We start from the raw sequence: 17,612 nt of genomic DNA, 5'->3' as shown, positions 1-17,612 counted from the left end.
GCTAGATAAATGAAGCCCCAAACACTAAACAGCATTTGGGGCTAAATGTTACAGACTTAAGATCTGAATTTCTAAGAAATTTTTATTGCATTTGAAATGCAGGATGTTCTGATCGTCGGTATAAAAATCCTGAACTTCTTTATTATCTATGATGATCTTTTTAACCTGGAATTTTACGCCGATAATATTGCAAACATAAAATTCGTAATTTGGTGTATATAATCCTTCGTTACGCTGGTTAACCTTAATGGCCTGACTATCTCCTTTTACGGTAAATTTCTTTTCCAGGTAAATATCCTGTTCGTAGGCAAAGGTATCGCCGTGATCTTCGTACATGTACGAGTTCACTTCGTAATCGCTATGATAAATATTCAGGATTACCTCGGTGATCGATTTTTCATCCACATACTGCATTACCGGATATTCGGGTAAAACGGTACCTGCACGCACGAACATTGGCATACTGTCTATCTTGGCATCAACGGTATATTCATTACCGCCATCCAGGATTTCGTTGGTCCAGAAATTGTACCATGTTCCTTTTGGCAGGTATACTTTTCTTGAGATTGCACCTTGTTCTAAAACAGGGCAGATCAACAGCTTATCACCATAACAGAATTCATCCTGACGGAAACTGTTGCTGATATTTTCCTGCTCTAGCATGACCAACGGCCTTAAAATCGGGAAGCCATAACGGTGGTGTTCCCAGAACACAGAATACAGGTAAGGCATTAAACGGTACCTTAACTCGATAAACTTGCGGTTAATGTCTTCAAAAAATTCGCCAAAGCTCCAGGGTTCACGTTCGGCAGTGTCACCTGCAGAGTGTGCCCGCATAAAAGGAGAAAAAGTACCCAATTGAATCCAGCGGGTAAACAATTCACCATCTGGTTCACCACTAAAGCCGCCAATATCAGTTCCGCAGAAAGGCACACCAGAAACAGACAAGCGCTGACACTGGATATTACCTATTTTTAGGTGTTCCCATGTAGCAATATTATCACCCGTCCAAACGCTGGCATAACGCTGCATGCCCGAATAACCTGCCCTTGTAATGGTAAACGGACGTTTATTGCGCATCAGTTTTTTAAGCCCTTCGTAAGTAGAGCGTACCATTTGCATACCGTAAACATTGTGTGCTTTACGGTGCGAACCACGGTAACCATCATAGTTATGGCGTACATCGTTAGGGAAAGTCCCCGAACCGAATACTGCAGGTTCGTTCATATCGTTCCAGAAACCTGCCACGCCCATATCTACCAGTTCCTTGTACAGATTGCCCCACCAGGCACGTACTTTTGGATTGGTAAAATCAGGAAATTGGCAACGGCCTGGCCAAACATGCCCTTCCATATAATAATCGTCGCTGCGGCGACAGAAAAATCTTTTCTCTTTACCTTCTTTAAAAACCCAGTAATCATCATCAACCTTAATTCCGGGATCGATCATTACAACGGTTTTAAAACCATCATCAGAAAGTTCTTTGATCATCCTGCGTGGATCTGGAAAGTATTTTTTATTCCAGGTAAAACAGCGGTAACCGTCCATATAATCGATATCCAGGTAAATGGCATCACAAGGAATTTTACGGTCTCTGAACTGTTTAGCTATTTCTTTAACCTTTGTTTCGGGATAATAACTCCAGCGGCACTGCTGATAACCTAGTGTCCATTTTGGAGGCATAGGATGCGTTCCTGTTAAGGTTGCATAACGTTTAACCACATCCATAATGTGCGGACCGTGGATATAATAATACTGCAGTTCGCCACCATCAGCCCAGAAACTGGTTTTATTTACATCTTCGTTCCCAAAATCAAAATACGATTTAAAGGTATTATCGAAAAAGATACCATAGGCAGCCTGGTTATGTAAACCGATATAGAAAGGTATAGTTCTGTATAGCGGATCCTGGTTCCAGCCGAAAGAATAAGCATCGGTATTCCAGTTTTCGAAACGGCGGCCACGCAGGTTAAAATTGCCCGATTTATCACCTAAGCCAAAGAAATTTTCTTCAGGATGGCATTTTTTAGTTGCATAAATGTAATAACCGCCAAAATCTACATTTTCTTCCCAGTGCATGGAGTTGGCTTCGTCAACCATCACCACATTGGTAATATTATCAGAGAAAGAAACATGAAAGTTTGCTTTTTCGATCTTACAGGTTACAGAGTGTGTAGAAATGGTATAGTGATCTTCGTGCTCCTGCATTTTAAAAACAGAAACTTTTTGATCTACTTCCGGCACAGCGTAAGAAAAATCATCCAGAAAAACGCCATGTGGCGCAAGGCGCACCCTGATAATATCATCACTTACTACCCTTACCTCTACCCTTGCATCGCCATCTGAAAAATAAAAACGGTTACCTTCTTTCTTTACTTTTTTAACTTCGCCGAGGTATTGTTTAACGATTGGTTTTACCGATATATCAACCGGATTGTTTAAATGCTGTATTTCCTGCTCTTTTTCGATCAGGTCATTTGTTTCATTCGGTTTGTCGTTTTGCGCTTCCATCCTTATTTATTCAAATTTTTAAATTCATAGCTCTTAAACCGGGATGTGCTTAAGAAAGTACTATAATACAAATATTTTATAAAAGGGATGTAGCTTTTTTATAAAAGATGCATTTAATAGTGTAAGTTTTACACTAACCTAGGGCATTTAAGTAAGATATGGCTGAGATGAATGATAAATTATTATAGCGAAGACTACTTAAATATGTAAATTTAGCATAGGATAAACTAAAAATAACCGTTTATCCTATTTAAATTTGGCAATATAAATTATTAAATGTAATTTTAACATAAGATAATCGGATAAAAATCGTTTATCTTATTTAATTTTTACATTATGAATATCCAGACAGCTCTTATAGGCAAATCTCATCAACCGATAACCCATCAACTGTTGGTCGATTTATTAAAAGATTATAAAAGACCAAATGATAAAATACTGGCATTAAAGGCTGATGGATTGATCGAACCCATAAAAAAAGGACTTTATATTGTAGGGAGATCTGTCGGAACGGAGAGGCCTGAAAACGCATTATTGGCTAACCATATACTCGGGCCGAGTTATCTTTCGATGGAGAGCGCATTGTCGCATTACGGGCTCATCCCGGAAAAAGTTTACGCAGTTACCTCAATGACAACAAAGGCATCAAGAAAATTCGAAACTCAAATAGGGCTATTCACCTATACAAACCTTTCTTTGCCCTACTATGCTTTCGGCTTGGCCATGATAAACTTTTCCAAAGATCAGAAAGCAATGGTTGCAACCCCGGAAAAAGCCTTATGTGATAAAATTGTCACAACAGCAGGTATTAATTTAAGGAGCGTTTCCACAGCAAAAGATTATGTATTCAGAAATCTGCGGATGGAAGAAATTGAAATTGCAAAATTTGATACATCAACTATAAATAGCTGGCTTGAACATGCCCCTAAAAGTACAAGCCTGGAAATGCTAACTAAAATGATCGAGACACTATGATAAAAGACTGGCTAGATAGCTATCATCCAGCTAACAGAGAAGAGGCAAAAGATGCATTAAGGGAAATTATGCAGGAAATTGCTCTTGCCGGACTAAACCGGGCTGGCTTTTTTGAAAAGGCAGCATTTTATGGGGGAACAGCGTTGAGGATATTTTATGGTTTAGACCGTTTTTCAGAAGACCTGGATTTTTCCCTGCTCGCCCAAAATCCTGATTTTTCCTTAGAAAAATACCAGGATGCTATTGTAAACGAATTTGCGGCACTGGGCATGCAAGTATCCATTACTAAAAAAAAGAAAACAATAAATAATAATATCAATTCAGCATTTTTAAAATCAGAAACCATCTGGAAAGAACTCGTCTTGAAAGAGATTATCCCTCAAAACGGGCTTAAAGAAATGGCAAATATCAAAATCAAAATCGAGGTAGACATAGAACCGCCACTGGGTTTTGCAACAGAAGAAAAACTATTGTTGCAACCCTTTTCGTTTTATGTAAAGTGTCTTTCACTTCCTGATCTTTTCGCTGGAAAAATGCACGCACTTTTATTCCGCAAATGGGGCACCAATGTTAAAGGGCGCGATTGGTACGACATGGAATGGTATATTAAAAAAGGTTATGAACTTAACCTCAATCACTTCCTCCTGCGAGCGATAGATAGTGGCGATTGGAAAAAGGATAAAATCAGTGAAGCAGAATTTAGGGCTTTATTAAGCGAAAAGATTAATCATGTAAAATTAGATTTTGTTAAGGCAGATATCTCACGTTTTATTAAGGATCCTAAAAAACTCGAAATATGGTCAACACAATATTTCCATGATCTGGTTGAAAAACTAAAAATCAGTTAAGGCATTTGAGAAAACAAAACTTAAATATAAGCAATAAATTATAAACATTTTTGTTTATTTTTGATTATGGAAAAATTGATCAGTAAATTTAAAGGAATCCATCCAGGGATTATTTTGGAACGGGAACTTAAAAGGAAAGGATTTAAAAAAGGTCCGTTCGCACTTTCACTGAATGAATATCCACAAACTTTAAATGACATTACAAAAGGCAAAAGAGGGATAACAGCCTCTCTTTCGATTAAATTAGACCAGAGTCTTGGCTTGGAAGAAGGCACGATGTTCCTACTCCAGGCCTATTATGAAATACAAAAAGAAAAAGACAAAAAAACTTCAAACGATAAACCTGATTTTTCAATTATTAGACAGATTCTCTTTTGGGACACTGAGTTCGAAAAAATAAACTGGCAAAAACAATATCAAGCAGTTATTAAAAGGGTAATGGAGCGGGGAAATGATGATGAAAAAGATGAAATAATCAGATTTTACGGGAAACAAAAAGTTGATGAGGTTAAAATGACCAATAATTCCTTTAACCTAAGAAAATCATAGCATAAATAATTATGTATTGGAATACAGTTAATCAACTATTAAAAAAGACTTTACTTGAGCTGATGCAGGTTCCCGAATTAGCAGAGTTTAGATTGGTTGGTGGAACTGCACTAAGTCTTTATCTTGGTCATCGTTTATCAGTTGACATAGACCTTTTTACTGATGCAAAGTACGGATCAATTGATTTTGAACGCATTGAAAGACTGTTAAGAAAAAAGTTCAATTATGTTCAAGGCGATTTCGGACTATTTGCCGGTTTAGGAAAATCCTACCTTGTTGGCACAGAAAAAGACAATGTTGTTAAACTTGACCTCTTTTACAGTATGGATCCATTTTTTGAAAAACCCGTATATCAAGAAAAAATCCGGATGGCATCCATACCAGAAATTATTGCAATGAAGATGGATATTGTACTAAGAGGCGGGAGAAAAAAAGACTTTTGGGATCTGCACGAACTTTTAGACATTTATAACCCAACAGCAATGATCGAACTGCATAAAAAACGTTTCGAATGGACGCACGATGAAGTTCAGATCAGGGAAAACTTCACTAATTTTCATCAGGCAGATAATGATTTTGATCCAATCTGTCTAAAAGGAAAAATCTGGGAATTTATAAAGGAAGATCTAACCGAAGCAATGGATAAATAAAATTAACCGAATCACCTAAAGAATAGCGTTAAAAAAAATCAAGGCAAATTTTAACATAAGATAACATCGGTTACCGCAAAAAACTTTTCATTAAAAACTATATTACATTTTTAATAATGCTCCATTAATAGCTTTACCAATAGCGCTAACATGAAAAAAATTGCCGTCGCCTTAATCTTTGCCTCGTCGTTTCCACTATTTACCCTCGGGCAAACAAAAAACTTAAAAAACTTTACCATTTCCGGAGAGGTAAACCTTGATACAGGAACTGTTCAAATCATCCCTAATGAATTAAACACAGCGCTTTACCCAACTGGCTTTAAACCAGTAACGGCCAAAATAAATAAAGGAAAGTTCAAATTTAACGGACAGATAGATGGCCCCGTATGGATGTACTTTAAAATTGGAGACAAATATCAATCTGCGGGTACAGCTATAAGCACAGGAGCGCAGCAGATTTCTATTGATACTGCATTAAATTACGGAGATCCAATAAATGATAATCTGGTTATGAAGGATGCTAAGAGTTATGACAAGGCATTTAAGAGCGTAGAGGACCAACGCAAGCAATACCGGTTACATTATGATAGTTTGTTTAATATTTATGGCAGAAAATTCCCCGAAGAACTTGAGCTTAAATCAATGCAGGAGCTGAAAGCAACTTATTTTGTTCACGATGCTACACTTTTCTCGTTTGTTAAGGAAAATCCAAATTCTTATTATGCGCTTTACAAATTGTACGCCCTTTTAAATTTTGGTTATAATGCTACTTTGGGAAATACCTTTGAACGTTTTTCACCTTTGCTCAAAACATCAAGGCTTGGCCAGGCTACCTTGCAACGGATTTTATCTTCGAAGCAGATAGCTATTGGAGAAACAATACCAAACTTTAACATTGTTGATTTAAAAGGAAAAAAAATTGCAAGCAACCATTACGATTCAAACAAATTAACACTTATAGATATGTGGTATAGCCATTGCATGCCTTGTATCGCACAGTTTGAAGACTTAAAAGCTATCAGAAATGCATTCCACGATAAGGGATTCGAAATCATTGGAATATCAACAGATAAAACTAAATATGTAGAAGATTGGAAACTTGCTATCGATAAATATAAACTAACATGGCCTCAATATTTAGATTTGAACGGCATTGAAACCAGCAAATATGGTGTCCATATTTTCCCAACAAGTTTGTTGGTTAACCAGCAAGGTAAGATTGTAGCTACAGGACTTTCCACTGTGGAATTAAAGGAGTTTTTGAAAAACAATCTCTAGCACTGTTCCACTAGCGACCTAATCATTAACTACAAATTTTACGGCTTTTCTTCAAGCAAGATCAAACGAACAAAAGCGTATTTCACAAAAAAGCCCTTCAAACGTAATGTATGAAGGGCCTTTAAGCATTATTAGAATTCTTATGGATTAAAGCTATAAGCTATATAATAAATTGCCCCGGCTGATGGGTTTCCGTAAGAAGTAAAATAATATTTGTTCAATACGTTCGAGCCACCCAGTTTAATTACCGATTGTACCGAAGGGATTCTTAAACTAACCTGCGCATCAAGCGAGCTATAGGCTGGCACCTGACCTGAGGCAAAAGAAGAATTCCAGTAGAACTGATCCTGCCAACGGTAAGAAACGTTGAAACCAAAGTTTTTGATGATTTCTTTATTGCCAAGGCCCAGATTGTAACGGATTTTTGGCGTATTGAAATCGTTAATGTAATTTTCAGGAAGATCGCCAATCTGGTTATAAGAAACGTTACCACTAATGGCATATTTACCAACCAGATAATCCAGTCCTAAAGCAGCACCATATGAAGTTACTTTGCCTGCTGCATTTACGGGAACACCGAATTTCACAAAACTTCCGTTCACGTTCTGATATACATCAACAGCGGTAATAAAATCTTTGTAAATGTTGTAATAACCATAAGCATCAATCAATAAATTAGGAAGGATTAAACCTTTGTAGCCTAATTCGTAAGACTGAACGCTTTCCGGACGGACACCTTTTGCATCAAAAGTATATTGTTGTAAAAGTGCCTGATTAGGCGCTCCGCTTGCTGCTGAAGCTAAAAACGCACGGTAACTTACATCTGTAAATGGTTTGTTGCTGTCTAGATGATATTTACTGAACATAATTTCAGGTAAACCACCTATCAGTCTTTGAGATCCGCCACCTACCGAAAGGTCGATATATTGGTTCTGGGTAGTTGGATTACGGTAGCCTGTTTGATAAGAAACCCTGATGTTATTGTTCTTGGCCACAGTGAATACACCTGTTATCCTTGGAGTAAACCTGCCTTCAAAATTCTGGCTTTTATCATAACGGCCGGCAAAAGTAAATTTAACTTTATCGTTAAAGAGTTTTTTACCAATCTGCGCGAAAGCACCATATTCTTTAATGTCGATAGATTCATTTAAATCATTAAAAATGGTACCTGCCGAATTTAAATCGTATAAACGATAAGATGCACCTACCTGAAACTCCACTACCTTATTAAAAAGGTTGGTGAAGTTATACATGCCTTCGTAGTGGTACAGGTTCGATTTATCATCGAATTTAGCGCCGTAAACACTTTTAGAAGGATCAACAGAATTAATATTGGTCGCACTGATAGTAGTGTTCAAAATTTTATCTTTTGCTACCTCATACTGTGCGCTGCCTGGCACAAAACGTCCCTGATCGGCAACACTCCTGGCAAAAGCCTGTGCCTGTGCATCTGTTTGTCCCGCAGCCCTTGCACCTACATAATTACCGATATACTGAGGAAACCAGGTAGTTGATGGTTTAGATACCTCATTGATATAACTTCCTAAAATAGAAGAGATATAAGAATCGCCGGAACGTTCCTGGGTGGTGTAGGCTTTTAAGAAAAAGTCTTCTCCTTTTAGCTCCAGTTTGTATTGCCCGATGTTAAAATTACGCAATGAATATCGGTCAGAACCGGTGTAAACAGAAGTTCCAGTGCCCCAATTGGCCTGACCAACTACCTGAACTGTATTGCTGATGTTGTAATATAATGCTCCTGATGCTTTTAACGATTTGGTATCATAATCAACCAGGTTTTCTTCATTATATCCTGTTCTTGATATATTTTGATTAGGAATTAATCCTGGTGTGTTTAAACCTACATAAAAAGGTTGCGTTTGAGCATTTGTAGCAAGAAAATTCGTAATCTGTGCCTGGCTTGGCACTCCACCACCTGTTGCTAATCCATAATTTTTAATAAACGTTGCTGTTCCTGCTGCCAATACACTCTGAGCCACATTACGCATATTCTGGCTCACTTCATCACCATATACGTTGATACCGTCATAGTTGGGATCGCTGCTTCTGTCACCGGATTTAGCCGTTCTGGCTACCCTGTCAAAGTTTGAATAGTTATTACCGAACCAATCTTTGGCCTGTAAAAACGAGAATGCTGCTTTTACCCCAAACTTATTGTTCCACGATCTTGCCACACGTACATCTAATTGTTTAAACGGCTGTACTTTACTGTCGCCATCGTTAACATGGTTCATACCGGTTTTAAATTGAAAACTATTCCCAGGATATTTAAAAGGATCTTTTGATGTCATTAATAAGGTACCGTTAATTCCGCCAGCACCATAAAGCGCTGAGGAAGCACCTGGCAATAACTCTACATTATCTACATCAAGTTCGGTGATGCCCACAATATTACCTACCGAGAAATTCAGGCCCGGCGCCTGGTTATCCATTCCATCAATATATTGGTTAAAACGCGTGTTTCCGTTCGAGTTGAATCCACGGGTATTGATTGATTTAAAAGTTAAACTCTGTGTGCTGCTTTCTACACCTTTCATATTATTTAAGGCATCATAAAATGATGGAGCGGCTATTTCCCTGATTGAGGCTGCACTCATCCGTTCGATTGAAACCGGTGATTCTAAAATACGTTCTGGCGTACGTGAAGCCGAAACCACCACATCGCCGCCTAATACAACAGCAGTTTCAATTTCGAAGTTAATACCTGTAGTACTTCCGGTAATCTGTTGTTCTACCGTACCGTAACCCACATAAGAGGCTACTAAAGTAAAAGGGACTTTTGCCGTTGTGGTAAAACTGAAACTTCCATTGCTGGCAGATGCCGTACCGCCTGACTGTCCCTTGATGGTTAAACTTACGCCTGCAAGGCCTTCTTTTGATTGCTTATCTTTCACGGTTCCGCTCACCGTAATGCTCTGTGCCTGTGCAGCAACATTAATTGCACACATTAATAATAACACATAGAAGATCTGTGTAAAAATTCTGCTCATAAAAGATTGTTAATTTGGTTATTGGGTGATTAGTTAATTCTGTTGTTTGTATTATTAGTTATATAAACTTAAACTCTTTTTTTGAATTAAACAAATTATGTTAGCATAATAATCTCAATGTAAATTATAATTTTGATTGATATACAGTTTGTTGTATTTTGCATTGAACATAAACCGTCATTTTGCGCTATCTTAGTGAACTGACTTGTTAGCTAACCATTATGAATAAAATTAAGGCCTTATTCTGCGTCATCGTTCCGATAGCACTAGCTTTTTTATTTAATACCAAATTAGGTAGTACACCTCCTTTGTTAAAATTCCTTAATCCTTTTATGGGTTTCTGGCAAAATGCAGAGAATAATCACTTTATGTTTAACCATAAAGCGAAAATTAAAGGAGCGATAGATAAAATCGAAATCGTTTTTGATGACCGCATGATTCCCCATATTTTTGCGCAAAACGATCACGATCTTTACCTGGCACAAGGTTACGTAACCGCTATGCACCGCCTCTGGCAGATGGATTTTCAGACCCGTTTTGCTGCAGGCAGAATCAGTGAAGTGGTGGGCAGTAAAGCCATTGAGGTTGACCGTTACCAACGCAGAATGGGCATGGTGTACGGTGCCGAAAATTCTTTAAAAGGCATGATGGCCGATCCAAAAGCAAAAGAAATGATCCTCGCTTATACCGAAGGGATCAATGCTTATATCAAAACGCTTTCGCATGCCAATTATCCTTTAGAATATAAAATACTCGATTTTAAACCCGAAGACTGGACACCTGTAAAATGTGCTTTACTGCTAAAGCAGATGTCGGCCGTTTTGGCCATGGGATCAGACGAATTTTACATGACCAACATCCTGAAGAAATTCGGGCCGGAGGTGACCAAAAATCTTTTCCCAGATTATCCGTTCCGTGAAGATCCGATTATCCCGGTAGGCACCAAATGGAATTTCTCACCTCTAACAATCCCTAAAACACCAGAAAGCTTTACGCAGGCCCAAACGGGAGAAGTAAAAACAAAAGAAAAGGTAGAAGGTATTGGCAGTAATAACTGGGCGCTATCTGGGGCTAAAACGGCTTCGGGTTACCCAATTTTGGCAAACGATCCGCATTTAGATTTAACGCTTCCATCAATCTGGTACCAGATCCAGCTACATGCCCCTGGCGTAAATACATATGGTGTTTCCCTGCCTGGTGCACCTGGGGTTATTATCGGCTTTAACCAGAAAATTGCCTGGGGCGTAACCAATGTAGCTGCCGATGTACTGGATTTTTATCAGATCAAGTTTAAGGATTCATCACATAACGAGTACTGGTACAATAACCAGTGGAAAGCGACAAAGAAACGCCTGGAAACGATCAAAATCCGCGGTGAAAAAGATGAAATAGATACCGTTTATTACACCCACCACGGGCCAGTAGTTTATTTCCAGAAACCAAAATATGGCAGGGCCGATAATGTACCGGTTGGCGATGCGTTAAGGTGGATTGCCCATGAAGAATCGAATGAGCTGATGACTTTTTATTACCTCAACCGGGGAAAAAATTATAACGATTACCGCAAAGCATTAACTTTTTATACGGCACCTGCTCAGAATTTTGTTTTTGCCAGTGTGGATAACGATATCGCCATTACCCCAAATGGTAAATTTCCTTTGAAATGGAAAGACCAGGGTAAATTTATCCTTGATGGTACTGATCCGGCTTACGATTGGCAGGGCTGGATCCCAAATACGCAGAACCCAACGGTAAAAAATCCGCCTCGTGGTTTTGTAAGCTCGGCCAATCAATCTTCTACCGATACCACTTATCCATATTACATTAACTGGGAATTTTCGCCTTACGAACGTGGAAAGAGAATTAACGACCGTTTATCGGCCATGAACAAGGCCACCATGGATAGCATTCGTTTAATGCAGACAGATAATTACAGCATTTTGGCCCAAAACCTGGTTCCGGCATTATTACCTTTATTAAATAACGAACAGTTAAACGCCACGCAAAAGGAAGCATTATCTTATGTGAACAAATGGAACAAACGTTATGATGCGCACGAAATTGCAGCCAGCGTATTCGAAATATGGACTAAACGTTTAACTTACGATATCTGGGCGGATGAATTTGAGGTAAAAGGAATCCCGATGCGTTACCCATCCAGAGACCGCACGGTAGAAATGATTCTAAAAGAACCAAATGCATCCTGGTACGACAACATCAACACACCTAAAAAAGAAACACTTACTGATCTGGTAAATGAATCTTTTAAATATAGCTGCGATAGTTTGGAGAGACGTTTTGGGCCGATAAATAAAGATTGGGACTGGGCAAATGTAAAGCAGAGCAATGTACCGCACCTGGCCAAAATACCGGGATTCGGATCTAAAATTCTACAGATCGGAGGTGCGAAATCGACTATTAATGCACTGGGAGAAAGCAACGGACCATCATGGAGAATGGTGATTGAGCTTGGTAAAACGCCAAAAGGACACGGTGTTTATCCCGGGGGCCAATCGGGTAACCCCGGAAGTAAATTCTATGATAACATGATCGATACCTGGGCAAATGGTAAACTATACGATCTGTTTTATATGCAAAGTCCTGACGATAAATCGGGCACAGTTATCTCTCGTTTAAAAATTTCTAAATAGGTAAAATGGTTTTCATCGTTATCGCAATAATCTGCTTTTTCTTACAAATGATCGCTCCCTGGTGGACCATCATTGTAATTTCCTTCGCTACCTGTGGCATCATTGGCAAAACAGGAAAAATAGCCTTTTGGCAATCGTTTCTTGCTATTTTCTTACTCTGGATCGGTTATGCACTTTTTAAGAGTCTCCCTAATGACAATGTACTTGCCAGCCGTGTGGCGGTAATGACGGGCATAAAACTTTGGTGGGCATTATTATTGGTTACCGGTATTTTAAGCGGTTTGGTGGCTGGCATTAGTGGTTATTGCGGATATCAGTTCCGTATGGCCATGCTGGCGAAAAAAACTGACGAAAAAATAGCATAATGCTTTGTACTTTTGCAGCGTGAATTTAACAGCTGAGGATATATTTTCTATAAAAAGTGCGGATGAGTTTAATATGCTTGCCCTGAATATTTTTAAATTACAGGCGCAGAACTGTAATGTTTACCGCGAATATATCTTTCATTTGGGGGTTGATGCTGATGAAATAACAGAAGTGGCGCAGATTCCATTTCTACCGATCAGTTTTTTTAAAAGCCATTCAGTATTGAGCAATTCAGCTCCTGTAGAAATCACTTTCAGCAGCTCGGGCACAACAGGTATGGTGCAGAGTAGCCACCATGTAACCGATGTAAAACTGTATGAACAAAGTTATCTGCAGGCCTTTACCGAGTTTTATGGAGATGTTGCCGAATATTGCTTTTTAGCGCTGCTTCCTTCCTACCAGCAACGTTCAGGCTCGTCTTTGATCTATATGGTGAACGATCTGATTGAAAAAAGCGCACATCCGCAAAGTGGCTACTTTTTATACAACCACGATGAACTGTTGCAAACCCTGCTCGATCTTAAATCGAAAAAACAGAAAACTGTTTTAATTGGTGTTACCTATGCCTTGCTTGATTTCATTGAAAATTTCGATATCGATTTCCCTGAACTGATTGTAATGGAAACTGGTGGCATGAAAGGTAAACGCAAAGAAATGGTGCGCGAAGAGCTGCATGAACAGTTAACCAAAGGATTTGGCGTAAAAGCCATCCACAGTGAATACGGGATGACAGAATTACTTTCTCAGGCTTATTCTCTAGGTGAAGGTATTTTCAACTGTCCAAACTGGATGCAGGTGCTGATCCGCGATACCAATGATCCTTTGAGTTTAATCCAAAATGGCAGAACCGGTGGAATTAACGTAATCGATCTGGCAAACATCAATTCATGCTCATTTATTGCCACTCAGGATTTAGGCAGGATCAATCCCGATCAAAGTTTTGAAGTACTGGGCAGGTTTGACAATGCGGATATAAGGGGCTGTAACCTTTTGGTACAGTAATTAATTTACCTTATCCGAACAACTGGCACATATTCCGGTAGCGATCAGGTTTAAATGCTCTACCTTAAAACCTGCAGGAACTTTTAACGCCGGAACTTTAACGGCATCTAAACAATAAATTTTATGGCAGTTATCGCAGTTAAAATGCACATGCTCATCGTGATGCTCATGCGCACTGCAACCATCCGAACAGATGGCATAATTTGCTGTTCCCTGTTGATCTAAAACCTTATGGATAATCCCTTTTTCTTCAAAAGCCTGCAATACGCGGTACAAGGTAACGCGATCTGCATCTTTACCCATTACCTGTTCTAAATAGGGCTGTGAAGTTGCAGAATCTCTCCCGCTCAAAATTTCCAGCACCTGTAACCGTGGCGCAGTTCTTTTTAATCCGTTTTTAACTAAAAGTTTTTCGAAACGCTCTGTTTTGTTTTCCATAGCAATACAAAAATAAGCAATTAATTAATGAGTTTGGCATTTTTGATGGTGATTGGTGGGGCATAACTCGCATCTTTCTGTTCCAGTTTTAAAATCCCCTTTACATGGATCGGTTTTTCGCTGTAAGCTGTAGCATTTTCCATTTCTATCATAATCATCACCGGAACACCGTTCTGTCCACAAAAATAACACTGGTTGATGGGTAGCGTGGCCAGCAAGAATTTCTGTTGTTTCTGTCCGCTTTTTATAGGGATCAGGTAACCTGTGAGGTCAAATTCGCGGTTATCAAAACGTTTGATCGATTCAGAGAACATCGGAAAAAGTTCGTTCTTTTCGGTCAGCTCGAATTTTACCGAACCGATTACATCCCAGTTTAGGGAACGCAACTGATCGTTAGGATTATGTTTCTGTGTTTGCGCTACAGCAACGTTCACCAATAACAAAAGGAAAATAAAATATAGCTTTTTCATTTTTTCACGGCATCTAATAAAAAAAAGGTTGACCGGCTATCACCAGAATCATTGATTACAAATTTTCCTTTAAGGGTAATGGGTTCTTCTGTCCAGGTAACCGGCTTTAACGTTTTAACTTCTATCATTGAAGGGATATCGCCGGTACCACAATATGGGCAGGAAGCCACCGGCACAATTGAAAACATAAATTCGGTAAAGCTATTGCCAACTTTTGTAGGGATAATAAAACCAGGCAGTTCGATCACCTTATTATTGATTGCTTTTAACGCGGGTGGAAAAATTGCCTGCCATACCAGCGGTTTAACCTGTTTATCATACTTCAGGCCAATCAGGTTCCAGGTGGGCGTACGCATATCGGTATGTACATTTACCTGTGCAAAGCACGTAGAAGAGATCAATATCAGTAAAACCGTTATATATTTTTTCATCATAACTGTTTTGCATTTAAAAGAAAAAACTCGCTCCGGTCATCACCCGAATCGTTAATGATGAATATTCCTTTGAGTTTGACTGGTTTTTCTGTAATCGGAATAGCCGTCATCATTTTTACCTGGATCATTGCAGGAATATCGCCCGAACCGCAATAAGGGCAGGAAGCGATCGGTACAATGGAGAACATAAATTCGCTGAATTTAGCGCCTACTTTGGTGGGGATGATGTAACCCGGCAGTTCGATTACTTTATTGTTTAAAGCTTTTAAAGCAGGTGGGAAAACACTTCCCCATTTGCCAGGTGCAAGTTCGGCATCATACCTCATCCCAATGATATTCCAAGTTGGCGTACGCAAGTCGGTGTGTACCCGAACCTGCGCCGCCATTACCTGGAAACCTAAACATAAAAAAACTAACAAACCTAATTTCTTCATCACTTAACGGTCTTTCGTTAAAGTTGCTGCAATATCAACCTTGTATATCTGCATGGCCGGAATAAGCGAGGCTACAGCCCCGATAAACAATCCGATCCAGATTAAATATACTTCTTGCGGAACTGCAGTGAGCCCCGTTAATTTCGCCTGTGAGGATTCCTGATAAGCCCCGATTACCTCGAGGGCAATATGTCCGATCAATAAGCCCAAACAGGCACCGATCAGTGTAACCAAAATACCTTCAAACATCACCAGAAAAAACAGTTTAGATTTGGATGCACCCAGACAGCGCATCACTGCCAGATCATATTTCCGCTCTTTCATGGCATTATACAAGCTGATGAAAATACTTAGTGCCGCTATGGCCATGATAAACACCGCGAACCATTGCAGGGTATCAATCCCAACTCCAATCAGTGAAAAAAGCCTGGCGCTTTCCATCGCTGGTGAGGCCGCCTGCATATTGGTACTCTGGTTTACCATCCTTGGAAAGAGAATAACCGACATCGGCGATTTATACTGGATCAATAAGGCCGTAATCTGTTTATCATTAATTTCTTTGGCTTCCGCTGCCGGGGAATGATGGCTTTCCTCATGTTTTTCTTCATGCATTTTGTACACGCTGCCAATATTGGTCAGGATCAGGTTATCGGTAATGTTGCCCTGCGGCTTTAAAATTCCCTTTACCAAATAGGCGTGCTGCTTATGGATATCACCATTGCCGGTTAAACCATGCGCACCAAAAAAAGAATCGCCAATTTTCAGTTTCGATTCAGAGGCTACTGTACTGCCAATGGTTACCTCTAAATCTTTTTGCCAGAAACCCCCTCTCTGGATGGATAAACCATAAAGATGACTGAAAGTGGTATCGGTGCCCACAATGCGGTATCCATTGTAATTATCACCCAGGGCCAACGGAACAGCCCGTTTAACCATTGGGTTATGTGCCAATTGGTAAGCATCTTTAGCCGGGATATTGCCTGTTGGGTAATCGATGTGGTAAATGCTGCTTAATATCAATTGCAATGGGCTTCCCTTAGCCCCCACCACAAGATCGATATCCTTCGCATTTTTTTCGAGTTTATTGCCAATCTGATTGGATGCCAGAAAAAGTATGGATAAGATGCCCACACCAAAAGCAACTAAAATAATGTTCAGGATGGTGGTCAGTTTATTCCTGACGAGGTTTTTGCTGCTGATTGTAAAAATATTCATTAGAGTAGATAGGTTTTAGCAATATGGTCCCGAACCCTTTGATCGTGTGTAGCAATAATCAGCGCAGCACCGTTATCTTTCGCCTGGCTGGTCAACATCTTAATTACCTGCGCCGCATTTTCATCATCCAAACTAGAAGTAGGTTCATCAGCAATCAACAGGTCGGGTTTATTCACCAATGCCCGCGCTACCGAAACCCTTTGCAACTGCCCCTGGCTCAGTTCATCCGGATACCTTTTGGCCAATCCTATAATACCAAGCTCTTTTAAAAGTAAAAGATTACGCTCCTGATCAATGGGCAAACCAGCCATTACCGCAGCAAGCTCCAGGTTATCAAGCACATTAAGCGAGCGGATCAGATGAGGTCTTTGAAAAATAATGCCGATATGCCTACCCCTAAATCTGTCCATATTCCTTGCGGTTAAATCATAGATATTGGTATTGTTGATCAAAATCTCACCATGCGTTGGCTTTAACAAACCAGAAATGATATTCAGTAAGGTACTCTTGCCACAGCCCGATGCACCAAGTAAAAGCCATTGCTCCATATCTGCAATTTCCCAATCAGGGAATTTTATTCTTCTTCCCTGCTCATAAACATGAGATAATGATTTGATGTTAATCATGAGGCACCACCTTTTGCATTTTTTTTACCATGATATTTTTGATGGCATAACGCCTGTAAAGGTCTATGCCATCATTTGTGCCGTGCTTACACGCAGGATTCAACATCGTGATGAACAGCAAAGCAGGAATAAACAGGATTTTATAATTTTTAGACAT

17 protein-coding genes are annotated in these 17,612 nt (G+C 39.4%); 8 read left to right on the top strand and 9 right to left on the bottom strand.

From position 1 onward, the window contains the following. Nucleotides 1-48 precede the first annotated feature (48 nt). The gene (locus U859_RS0117030; protein WP_025144541.1) at nucleotides 49-2,511 is read right to left on the bottom strand and encodes a glycoside hydrolase family 31 protein; all 2,463 of its coding nucleotides are present in this window, start codon (nucleotides 2,509-2,511) and stop codon (nucleotides 49-51) included. Between the two features lie 336 nt (nucleotides 2,512-2,847). On the opposite strand from U859_RS0117030, the gene U859_RS0117025 reads away from it, so the two are divergent. From U859_RS0117025 to U859_RS0117005, 5 genes are all read left to right on the top strand, one after another. Then, entirely contained in the window at nucleotides 2,848-3,486 is a 639-nt protein-coding gene (locus U859_RS0117025; RefSeq protein WP_025144540.1) for a hypothetical protein, read from the top strand. Further along, a complete protein-coding gene (locus U859_RS0117020) occupies nucleotides 3,483-4,334 on the top strand; it encodes a nucleotidyl transferase AbiEii/AbiGii toxin family protein (RefSeq protein ID WP_025144539.1) in 852 nt (283 codons plus the stop codon). The genes U859_RS0117025 and U859_RS0117020 overlap by 4 nt, the downstream gene beginning before the upstream one ends. Before the next feature lie 66 nt (nucleotides 4,335-4,400). Beyond that, nucleotides 4,401-4,883: a transcriptional regulator gene (locus U859_RS0117015; protein WP_025144538.1), complete on the top strand. Its 483-nt coding sequence runs from the start codon at nucleotides 4,401-4,403 to the stop codon at nucleotides 4,881-4,883. Nucleotides 4,884-4,894: 11 nt separating this feature from the next. Continuing rightward, a complete protein-coding gene (locus U859_RS0117010) occupies nucleotides 4,895-5,533 on the top strand; it encodes a nucleotidyl transferase AbiEii/AbiGii toxin family protein (RefSeq protein ID WP_037505544.1) in 639 nt (212 codons plus the stop codon). Nucleotides 5,534-5,683: 150 nt separating this feature from the next. After that, complete coding sequence (locus U859_RS0117005) at nucleotides 5,684-6,811, top strand: TlpA disulfide reductase family protein (protein ID WP_025144536.1); 1,128 nt, start codon at nucleotides 5,684-5,686, stop codon at nucleotides 6,809-6,811. A 140-nt stretch (nucleotides 6,812-6,951) separates the two neighbouring features. Here U859_RS0117005 and U859_RS0117000 read toward each other — a convergent pair whose 3' ends face one another. Continuing rightward, nucleotides 6,952-9,819, bottom strand: coding sequence for a TonB-dependent receptor (locus U859_RS0117000; RefSeq protein ID WP_025144535.1), 2,868 nt, complete (start codon nucleotides 9,817-9,819; stop codon nucleotides 6,952-6,954). A 221-nt stretch (nucleotides 9,820-10,040) separates the two neighbouring features. On the opposite strand from U859_RS0117000, the gene U859_RS0116995 reads away from it, so the two are divergent. From U859_RS0116995 to U859_RS0116985, 3 genes are all read left to right on the top strand, one after another. Further along, nucleotides 10,041-12,470, top strand: coding sequence for a penicillin acylase family protein (locus U859_RS0116995; RefSeq protein WP_025144534.1), 2,430 nt, complete (start codon nucleotides 10,041-10,043; stop codon nucleotides 12,468-12,470). Between the two features lie 5 nt (nucleotides 12,471-12,475). Continuing rightward, nucleotides 12,476-12,835, top strand: coding sequence for a hypothetical protein (locus tag U859_RS0116990; protein WP_025144533.1), 360 nt, complete (start codon nucleotides 12,476-12,478; stop codon nucleotides 12,833-12,835). Nucleotides 12,836-12,908: 73 nt separating this feature from the next. Further along, nucleotides 12,909-13,838 (top strand): acyltransferase, encoded by a 930-nt coding sequence (locus U859_RS0116985; RefSeq protein ID WP_051584724.1) that lies wholly within the window; start codon nucleotides 12,909-12,911, stop codon nucleotides 13,836-13,838. On the opposite strand, the gene U859_RS0116980 is transcribed toward U859_RS0116985, so the two are convergent. From U859_RS0116980 to U859_RS32025, 7 genes are read right to left on the bottom strand one after another with little or no spacing between them, the layout of a single operon-like run. Then, nucleotides 13,839-14,276, bottom strand: a complete 438-nt coding sequence (locus tag U859_RS0116980) for a Fur family transcriptional regulator (protein WP_025144531.1) — start codon at nucleotides 14,274-14,276, stop codon at nucleotides 13,839-13,841. Nucleotides 14,277-14,296: 20 nt separating this feature from the next. After that, nucleotides 14,297-14,746, bottom strand: a complete 450-nt coding sequence (locus U859_RS0116975; RefSeq protein ID WP_025144530.1) for a hypothetical protein — start codon at nucleotides 14,744-14,746, stop codon at nucleotides 14,297-14,299. Then, the gene (locus U859_RS0116970; protein ID WP_162799974.1) at nucleotides 14,743-15,180 is read right to left on the bottom strand and encodes a hypothetical protein; all 438 of its coding nucleotides are present in this window, start codon (nucleotides 15,178-15,180) and stop codon (nucleotides 14,743-14,745) included. The genes U859_RS0116975 and U859_RS0116970 overlap by 4 nt, the downstream gene beginning before the upstream one ends. Beyond that, nucleotides 15,177-15,617: a DUF3299 domain-containing protein gene (locus U859_RS0116965; RefSeq protein WP_162799973.1), complete on the bottom strand. Its 441-nt coding sequence runs from the start codon at nucleotides 15,615-15,617 to the stop codon at nucleotides 15,177-15,179. Before U859_RS0116965 ends, U859_RS0116970 begins: the two co-directional genes overlap by 4 nt. After that, nucleotides 15,618-16,829, bottom strand: a complete 1,212-nt coding sequence (locus tag U859_RS0116960; RefSeq protein WP_025144527.1) for an ABC transporter permease — start codon at nucleotides 16,827-16,829, stop codon at nucleotides 15,618-15,620. Next, nucleotides 16,829-17,455 carry an ABC transporter ATP-binding protein gene (locus tag U859_RS0116955; protein ID WP_025144526.1) on the bottom strand — a complete coding sequence of 209 codons (627 nt, stop codon included), beginning with the start codon at nucleotides 17,453-17,455 and terminating at the stop codon, nucleotides 16,829-16,831. The genes U859_RS0116960 and U859_RS0116955 overlap by 1 nt, the downstream gene beginning before the upstream one ends. Further along, nucleotides 17,448-17,612 (bottom strand): hypothetical protein, encoded by a 165-nt coding sequence (locus U859_RS32025; RefSeq protein ID WP_162799972.1) that lies wholly within the window; start codon nucleotides 17,610-17,612, stop codon nucleotides 17,448-17,450. Before U859_RS32025 ends, U859_RS0116955 begins: the two co-directional genes overlap by 8 nt.

It is taken from the genome of Pedobacter jeongneungensis (genome assembly GCF_000633455.1).
Classification (GTDB): Bacteria; Bacteroidota; Bacteroidia; order Sphingobacteriales; family Sphingobacteriaceae; genus Pedobacter; species Pedobacter jeongneungensis_A.
This window is presented reverse-complemented; position numbering and strand designations above follow the sequence as displayed.